The 7,067-nt window shown below is 73.8% G+C and carries 10 protein-coding genes; 4 read left to right on the top strand and 6 right to left on the bottom strand.

Annotated elements, in window-relative coordinates:
* Nucleotides 1–120 precede the first annotated feature (120 nt).
* The 3 genes from AOK18_RS15475 to AOK18_RS15465 all read right to left on the bottom strand — a co-directional run bounded on the left by AOK18_RS15475 (nt 121) and on the right by AOK18_RS15465 (nt 1,697).
* Nucleotides 121–612: an RNA polymerase sigma factor gene (locus AOK18_RS15475; protein WP_055575128.1), complete on the bottom strand. Its 492-nt coding sequence runs from the start codon at nt 610–612 to the stop codon at nt 121–123.
* A gap of 99 nt (nt 613–711) precedes the next feature.
* Nucleotides 712–1,326, bottom strand: coding sequence for a class F sortase (locus AOK18_RS15470; RefSeq protein WP_055694738.1), 615 nt, complete (start codon nt 1,324–1,326; stop codon nt 712–714).
* Nucleotides 1,323–1,697 (bottom strand): hypothetical protein, encoded by a 375-nt coding sequence (locus AOK18_RS15465; RefSeq protein WP_055694737.1) that lies wholly within the window; start codon nt 1,695–1,697, stop codon nt 1,323–1,325. Before AOK18_RS15465 ends, AOK18_RS15470 begins: the two co-directional genes overlap by 4 nt.
* Before the next feature lie 395 nt (nt 1,698–2,092).
* On the opposite strand from AOK18_RS15465, the gene AOK18_RS15460 reads away from it, so the two are divergent.
* The 3 genes from AOK18_RS15460 to AOK18_RS15450 all read left to right on the top strand — a co-directional run bounded on the left by AOK18_RS15460 (nt 2,093) and on the right by AOK18_RS15450 (nt 4,055).
* Nucleotides 2,093–2,515: a DUF6003 family protein gene (locus AOK18_RS15460; RefSeq protein ID WP_055575131.1), complete on the top strand. Its 423-nt coding sequence runs from the start codon at nt 2,093–2,095 to the stop codon at nt 2,513–2,515.
* Nucleotides 2,516–2,752: 237 nt separating this feature from the next.
* On the top strand, nt 2,753–3,622 hold the full coding sequence (locus AOK18_RS15455) for an SCO4651 family lipoprotein (protein WP_055575039.1): 870 nt from the start codon (nt 2,753–2,755) through the stop codon (nt 3,620–3,622).
* 25 nt (nt 3,623–3,647) lie between these two features.
* Nucleotides 3,648–4,055, top strand: coding sequence for a DUF4190 domain-containing protein (locus AOK18_RS15450; RefSeq protein ID WP_055694736.1), 408 nt, complete (start codon nt 3,648–3,650; stop codon nt 4,053–4,055).
* Nucleotides 4,056–4,084: 29 nt separating this feature from the next.
* Here the strand turns inward: AOK18_RS15450 and rpmG are convergent, their stop codons facing one another.
* The 3 genes from rpmG to AOK18_RS15435 all read right to left on the bottom strand — a co-directional run bounded on the left by rpmG (nt 4,085) and on the right by AOK18_RS15435 (nt 5,809).
* Nucleotides 4,085–4,249, bottom strand: coding sequence for a 50S ribosomal protein L33 (gene rpmG, locus AOK18_RS15445; RefSeq protein WP_055575111.1), 165 nt, complete (start codon nt 4,247–4,249; stop codon nt 4,085–4,087).
* 392 nt (nt 4,250–4,641) lie between these two features.
* On the bottom strand, nt 4,642–5,085 hold the full coding sequence (locus AOK18_RS15440) for a hypothetical protein (protein ID WP_055575110.1): 444 nt from the start codon (nt 5,083–5,085) through the stop codon (nt 4,642–4,644).
* Nucleotides 5,086–5,350: 265 nt separating this feature from the next.
* Entirely contained in the window at nt 5,351–5,809 is a 459-nt protein-coding gene (locus AOK18_RS15435; protein WP_055575112.1) for a DUF4383 domain-containing protein, read from the bottom strand.
* A gap of 529 nt (nt 5,810–6,338) precedes the next feature.
* Between AOK18_RS15435 and AOK18_RS15430 the strand changes: the two genes are divergently transcribed.
* Nucleotides 6,339–7,025: a hemerythrin domain-containing protein gene (locus AOK18_RS15430; RefSeq protein WP_055694734.1), complete on the top strand. Its 687-nt coding sequence runs from the start codon at nt 6,339–6,341 to the stop codon at nt 7,023–7,025.
* Nucleotides 7,026–7,067 lie beyond the last annotated feature (42 nt).

Here is a 7,067-nt window from a genome sequence, read left to right as displayed (position 1 = left end):
ATCCGCCGCGCCGCGGCGCGGCGGATCGCCTCGTACCGGCCGGAGGGCGGGCCGAGGTACTCGGAGGACGGCCGCAGGATGACGGCGAGGGGGTCGTCGGGTTCGAAGTCCGGTCCCTCGTCAGAGTGTGTGATCAAGGCTTCTCCTCAGGTGGGCGCGGAGCAGTTCGCGGGCCGCGTGGAGGTCGGCCTTGACGGTCCCTTCCTTGCGCCCGGTCACCACGGCGACCTCCCGGATCGGCATGTCGGCGTAATAGTGCAGCAGGATCGGGACGCGCAGCCGTTCCGGCAGCGACTGCACGAGCATGCGGACGGACGGGTCGGCGGGTTCGCCGTGCGGGCGGACGGCGGCTTCCGCGGTGACACGGTGCACCGCTCTGCGTTCGCGCTCCAGCTTGCGCCAGTGGTCCCGGACGAGGTTGGCCGCGGTGACGTAGAGGAAGCCCCGCGGCTCCGCCACGGAGGTCCAGCGGGCCCACAGCCGGGTGAACGCCTCCGAGGCGATCTCGTGGGCCGTCTCGTCGTCGTCGACCAGTCGTCGGCACCAGCCGGCGAGGCGCGGGTAGAGGGCGGCGAACAGCTCGGACGCCGCCTTCTCACGGGACCGTTTCAATGCTCTCCATGGTCGGGGTGGCACCGGTGACGCGGTGCCACACGCGGAAAGGGTCCCGGGCCGGCCGGCGTCCGGCCGGCCCGGGACTCCCGTGGCGGGTCAGGGACCCGCCGGGCTCGAGGTGGCGAAGACGATCACGTTGTCGCGGTACTCCTCACCGGTGCGCGGGCCGCCGCACGTGATGAGCCGCAACTCCGGACGGTCCACGTCTCCGTAGACCGCGTCCGTCGGGAAGTCCGCCTTGGCGACCGTCCGGACCGGGCCGACGGCGAACACCGCCGCCGTGCCGTTCTCCAGGCGTGCCACGATCAGGTCGCCGCGGCGCAGTCGCGCGAGGTGGCGGAAGACACCGTCCCCGTGGACGCCGACCGTGACGTGTCCGAGGATCACCGACGGGCCGATCTGGCCCGGCGTCGGCGAGTGCCGGTACCAGCCCGCCACGTCGTCGGCCGTGAGCGGAGGTACCTGCACGGTGCGGTCCCGGGCGAGCCCCAGCGGCATGACCGGGGTGTCGACCCCGATGGCGGGGATCTCCAGGCCGACGGGGACCGAACGCCCGAGCGCGCGCGCCGTCCCGGCCGCGGGCCGCGAGGGCGGTGGGGGGCCCTCCCGGAGTCCGGCCGTGGCCCGGCCGGTCCGGTCGCCGCCACCGCAGCCGGCGAGCAGCGGGGCCGCCGCCGCGGTGACGAACGCGCGCCGGGAGAGCGACGTCATGCCCCGGTCGCCCGCCGGCGTACGAGGAAGACCGCCGCGCCCCCGGCGGCGAGCACCGCGGCGGCACCCCCGCCGATCAGCCCCGCCTCCGCTCCGGCCCGCGCCGGCTCCGGCACCGCACCGGTGTCGGGTGCTCCGCTCGGTACGACGGAGACCCCGCCCGTGCTCCCCTCCCCGGCCGGAGCCGGCTCCGGGGACTCGGTCGGCTTCGGGGCCTCGGTCGGTTCCGGGGCCCCGGCGGGCTCCGGTGAGGCGCTCGGCACCACGGTGGCCTCGGCGGCGGGAGCCGGGTCGTCGGCGAAAGCGGGTACCGCGCTCGCCCACACGGCGGTGCACGCGAGTGCCGCGGCGCTGAAAACGGTTCGGCGCATGGAACGCCCTCTTTCCTCGGTCGGCCCGCACGGTGACCCGGCGGGCTCGGTCATGAATCGTGCGGAGAGACGAGGCGGCGACGGCACGGGTTGCAAAGAGAAGGCAAAGTCCTGTCGGGTGGCGGAAGCCCTCCCCCGTGGCGCCACCCGATCGGCGGATTCTCGTCCGCTCACCCACGCCGACGGCCGGCCGCGCGCTCCGCGTCCCCACCGGAGGGGCGGGCGGGCTGCCGGCCCGCCGCCCGCCGGGGCGTGGCCGCCCGCCGCGCCCCGTGGTGCGCGGGCCCGCACGGCCCGTGGGCGGGCGCGAGCAGGTCGGGAGGGGTACTGAGAGGGCCGATGAGGGGTATAGGGGGTGCCGTCAGGACTGGAACTTCTTCCGTGAGGACCCGAGGATGACCGATGACGCCTATCTCGTCCTGCTGAACGGCACGGCCGTGACGCTCGGCGTGCCCCCCGCCGCCGTCGGCGAACTGGCCTGCATGGAGACCCCCGCGGTCCGGGCGTGGCTGCAGGCGCAGGGGGTCACCGCGACGTCCCCCGACCTCCGGCTGGTGCCGCCCGAGGAGACGGCGGCCCTTCCCGAGGATGCCGAGCGGCTGCCCGTCCCCCTCGGGGAGGAGGAGCTGAGCCGCGTGCACCTGCACACCGCGCCGCACGACATCGCCCGGATGGAGGAGGAGCTGCTGGCCTACCGTTCCCACACGGACGGCAGGGAGGCGCTGCTCGTCCGCGCCCTGGCGGCCGGGGTGCCGGCCCACCGCATCGCGGAACTGACCGGTGAGGACCTGGCCGCCGTCAAGGCGCTGGCCCACTGACACCGCCCCTGCCGGGCCACGGACGCGACCGGGACGCCGCCGGAGGGCGGGCCGCAAGCCGGCGGCCCGCCCTCCCGCCGTCGCGGCCGCGCCCGGGCGCCCTCAGCCCGGCAGACGAAGTGACACAACGTCAGACCTCAGTTCTGGAAAGTGTTTCCACCGCAAACAGGGGCAGCCGGGACACCATGCCGGTACCGCGGCGGGCCGGCGCACCACACCTGAGAGGAGACACATCACATGGTCGGGCCAGGTGGCAGCATCCGGGTGGGTACGGCGGTCGTGGCCGGTGTTCTGGCCGGCACCGTGCTGGTCGGCTGCGGCAACGACGGTGGCTCCGCGGACGGCGAGGACCGGTCGGCCGGCAAGGGGAGCTCCGGCGCTCGGGAGCAGGGCACGGAGGCCGTCCGCTCCGCCTACGACAGGACGGCCGAGCAGGACACCGCACGGGTGACGCTGCGCGTGCGGACGTCGGCCGACGGCACCTCGATGACGGCGACCAGCAAGGGGACCGTCGACCTGGAGGACGGTGACAGCGTCATGGCCCTCAGCGCGCAGGGCCGGCGCATCGAACAGCGGGTCGTCGATCAGGTGCTCTACCAGAAGCTTCCCCGAAGTGAGGCCCCGGACGGCAAGCCGTGGATCAGGATCGATCTGCGGAAGGTGGCCGAACACCGGGGAGTCGGGGACCAGTCCGTGAACGATCCGGCCCGGGCGGCCGCGTTCGCCAAGGCCATCGACGACAAGGACGTCACCCGTGAGGGCACCGCCGAGGTCGGCGGGGTGGACACCACCCGCTACCGGGTCGCCGTCGACGTCACCGAACTCCCCGACGGCGCCACTCTGCGGCGACAGGTCGGTCCGACGCTGCCGATGGACGTGTGGCTCGACGACGACGGCCGCATCCGGCGGCAGCAGATCGACATGACGCTCAAGGCCCCCGCGGAGGAGGGTTCCACGGACCGGTCCTCGTCGTCGCGGTCGGCGAAGGTGCGCACCGTCATGGAGTTCAGCGACTTCGGTACGGACGTGGAGGCGGAGGAACCGCCGTCCGGGCAGGTCACCGACCTGACCCGGAAGGCCCTCGAGGGAAGCCGTGAGCAGAACTGATCCGTCCTGGACGGAAGGAGCGACCATGACATCTATGCAAGGACACCACGGAGGCCGGCAGGGCGGGCCCGCCGGTCCGGGTGAGCGCCGCAACGGATTCGGTATCACGGCTCTCGTCCTGGGGCTGGCCGGCGCCGTACTGTTCTGGACCGTGGTCGGCGGGATCGTGCTCGGTCTGCTGGCGCTGGTCTTCGGCGTGATCGGCTACCGGCGCGCGAAGCGCGGCCTGGCCACCAACGGAACGATGTCCGTGATCGGCGCGGTGATCGGCGCGCTCGTCCTCGTCGTCTCCTCGGTGCTGCTGGCCGTGGGCGCGGCCCTGTTCAACAGCGACGAGTTCAAGAACTACACCGACTGCGTCGAGCACGCCGGCACCGAGGCCGACCGGCGGCAGTGCGCGGAGGACTTCGACCGGAACGTCGACAACCGGTGAGGACCNNGCAGGGGCGGCGGAGGCGGAGATCATCGCTCTTCGCGGAAGAGGACGTGCTCACCGGCGACCGGGTCGTACTTCCGCAGGACCAGCCGGTCGGGGTCGTTCAGACGGTTCTTGCGGGTCACGTAGGTGACTCCCGTACCCACGGTCGACCTCAGCTTGACGACCGGCCGCGCAGTGCTGCGTGCCATGAGGTGCTCCTTTCGCCACCACCCGAGCCCATTGACTCAGGCATGTCAGACATGGGGGACAACGGTGTCGGCGGGCGCCGTATTCCGCATTCCGCGTCCCCCCGCAGCGGGCCGGGTCCGTCGCCCGCCTCGCGCCCGGCACCCCGCCGGGCGGGCCGCGGCCAGGTGCCCGCGGCCGTGGAAGGCGGTCGCCCACGGAGCCCGGGGTTCCGCGGGCTTCGGCCGGACGGCCGCCCCCGCGGGCCGCGGACGGGGCCCGGGGACGCCTCCCCTCCACGGCCGCGGCGCCCTCGGCACGGCCCCCGCGCGCTCGTCGCCGGGGTACCGGATCCGGAGGGCTTCGGGACCGCCGACGGGTGCGCGCCCCCTTCGGCCGTCGTCGCCGAGCGGGGTCAGGTGGCGGGGCGGGCCGTGTGGTCGGGGTGGTGCCGGGTGCGGCGGGCCTCCTTCATCTCCGCCTCGTACAGGTGGTCGCGTCCCTCGGCCAGCTCCTGCCGGATGTCCTGCTCCGTCTGCTGGAAGGGCCGGTAGTACGTGGCGTTGTAGGCCTCGACGATCTGGAAGGTCCAGTGCCCCGGAATCACGTTGCGGCCGAGGATCTCGCGCTCCACCCGGTCGGCCTGCTCCTCGTGGCCGGCCTCACGGAGCAGGCGGACCGCGTCGTCGAGGGCGAGGTCGGCGGTGCCGGTCAGCTGGTGGAACGTGTAGAGCGCGCCGCGGGCCCGCTCCACCGTTTCCAGCGCCTTCGACAGCGCGCCCAGGGCTTCGACCGTCGTGTCGGACACGCCGTCCGGGCGGCGGTGCTCGGGGTCGGGGTGCTGTGCGTGGGTGTTCATGGAGGACGGGTGCCCCGGGAAGGGCCGGGGAAGGCTACGCCGACCGGACCTCGGTCCGCCGCCGGGAGCGTGGACGCCGCGGGGGAACGGCGGGCGACGGGAGGGTCGTGGCGGGACCGGGCGCGGGCGGTCGGCGTCGGGCGGCGGCAGGGAGCGGGGCGGCCCGGGGACCGGCCCGGTCTCTCCGGGGCCGCCCCGCTCGTCCACTGGCGGCGGCCCCGCGATCCGGTTCCCGCGGGCCGCGGGCCGGGCCCTCAGGGCCTGGTCATGCGGCGGTCCGGGGTGCGGCGCGGCCGCGGGTGAGGACGACGCCCAGGGCGATCATCCCCAGGCCGAGGAAAAGATGCAGCCAGTTGTCCGCCGTGTTCAGGGGGACGAAGTTCGCGGCGCTGTCCTGGTCGATGATCAGTCCGTACAGCCACAGCACCAGGTAGACGGCCCCACCGCCGAGGAGGTAGAGCCTCGCCTGTGAGGCGGTGCGGGACAGCGCCAGTCCGGCGACGCCGAAGGCCAGGTGCACCAGGTTGTGCAGAACCGACACCTGGAAGACGCCCAGGAGCTTGGCCTCGGAGTGGTGTGCGGCGAATTCCATCGTGCCGTAGTCCGTGGTGACGCCCGGGATGAAACCGAGGACACCCACCAGGAGAAAGACCAGGCCTACGAGCAGAGCGGCCTTCTGGACCGGCTCCCTGGCCATTCCCGCGACACGGGCGTGAGCGGACATGAACATCCTCCTTCCTTCTGCCCGGAAGCCGGTCGTTCCGGCTTCCGGGGCGCTCGCCGGGTGACCGGCGCTTGCGCGGACATGCCCGACCTCGCCCCCGGTCAGCGGGAGCCGGGCCCTGTCCGGGTCGCCCGGCAGGCCGCAGCGCGCACGTGCCCGCCGATGGACACGGACGCGGAACACCGAGGGCCCGGACGGCGGGACGGCCGCGCTGCACGGCAAAAGCCGCCGGCTCGGTGGCGGGCCGTGCGTCCGGCCCGCGCGTCGGGTGGGCTCCCCGCTCGACCGGTGTCGAGCGGATAGGACGCTCGGAAGCGGGGGACCCGGGACCCCGGGTGACGGGAGGAACCGACACGGCCGCCCGGCACGACGAAGAACCGTTCCACCCTGTGAAGCACACCACGGATGAAAGGAACGCGCCTCCCGAGCAGGAGAACGGCACGCGGCGGCCCGAGGAACGCGGGCCCGACGCCGGTGACGGCGGGAGAACTCCGCGGAGGACCGAGGACGCGTCCGGAAACGAGGCACCATGACGACTTCGATCAGCGGGAAGAACGCCGTCCAGCTCGGGGGCGAGGGCAGCATCCTGATGCGCCAGCGCCGTGATCACGCGGCGCTCGACACGATGATGAACCGCTGGCTCGCGGCCGAGACCACGCCGGGCGAGCGGGATGCCCTGTGGCAGGACATCGTGCAGTTGGTGTTCAGCCACGCCTTCGCGGAGGAGACCGTGCTGTGGCCCGTGCTACGGCGCATCAGCTCCGACGGGGAGGATCTCACCGCGCGGGTCGAGCAGGAACACCAGGAGATCAACGAGCTGATCGCGCGGGTCGAGAAGTCTCCCGGTGATCCCCGTCGCGCCGAGTGGGTCCGGCAGGCGTTCACCCTGATATCCCAGGACATCCGCGACGAGGAGGACGAGCTGCTGCCCCGGCTTCGTGACACGTTCGGCGATCACAGGCTGCGGCAGATCGGCGCTGCCTGGGAAGCCGTACGGGCCACCGCGCCCACCCACCCTCACCCCGCGGTGTCGCGGCGTCCGCCGGGCAACGCGCTGAGCGGCCTTCCGCTCAGCGTCTTCGACCGGCTCCGGGACCTCGCCCCCTTCGCCTCTCCGGCGGGCCGCCGCGTGGCCCTGGCCGCCGCGAGCGCGGCGGGGGCGGCGGGCGTCGGTCTCCTCACGCGGCGCGCCCTCCGGCGTGCGCGCCGCGGATGACACCGGGAGGAACTCGTGACGCCTCCCGCCGAGTCATCGACC

It is taken from the genome of Streptomyces prasinopilosus (assembly GCF_001419695.1).
In the GTDB taxonomy this organism is placed as follows: Bacteria; Actinomycetota; Actinomycetes; order Streptomycetales; family Streptomycetaceae; genus Streptomyces; species Streptomyces prasinopilosus.
The sequence above is the reverse complement of the archived record's forward strand: the minus strand, read 5'-3'. Positions and strand labels throughout refer to the sequence as shown.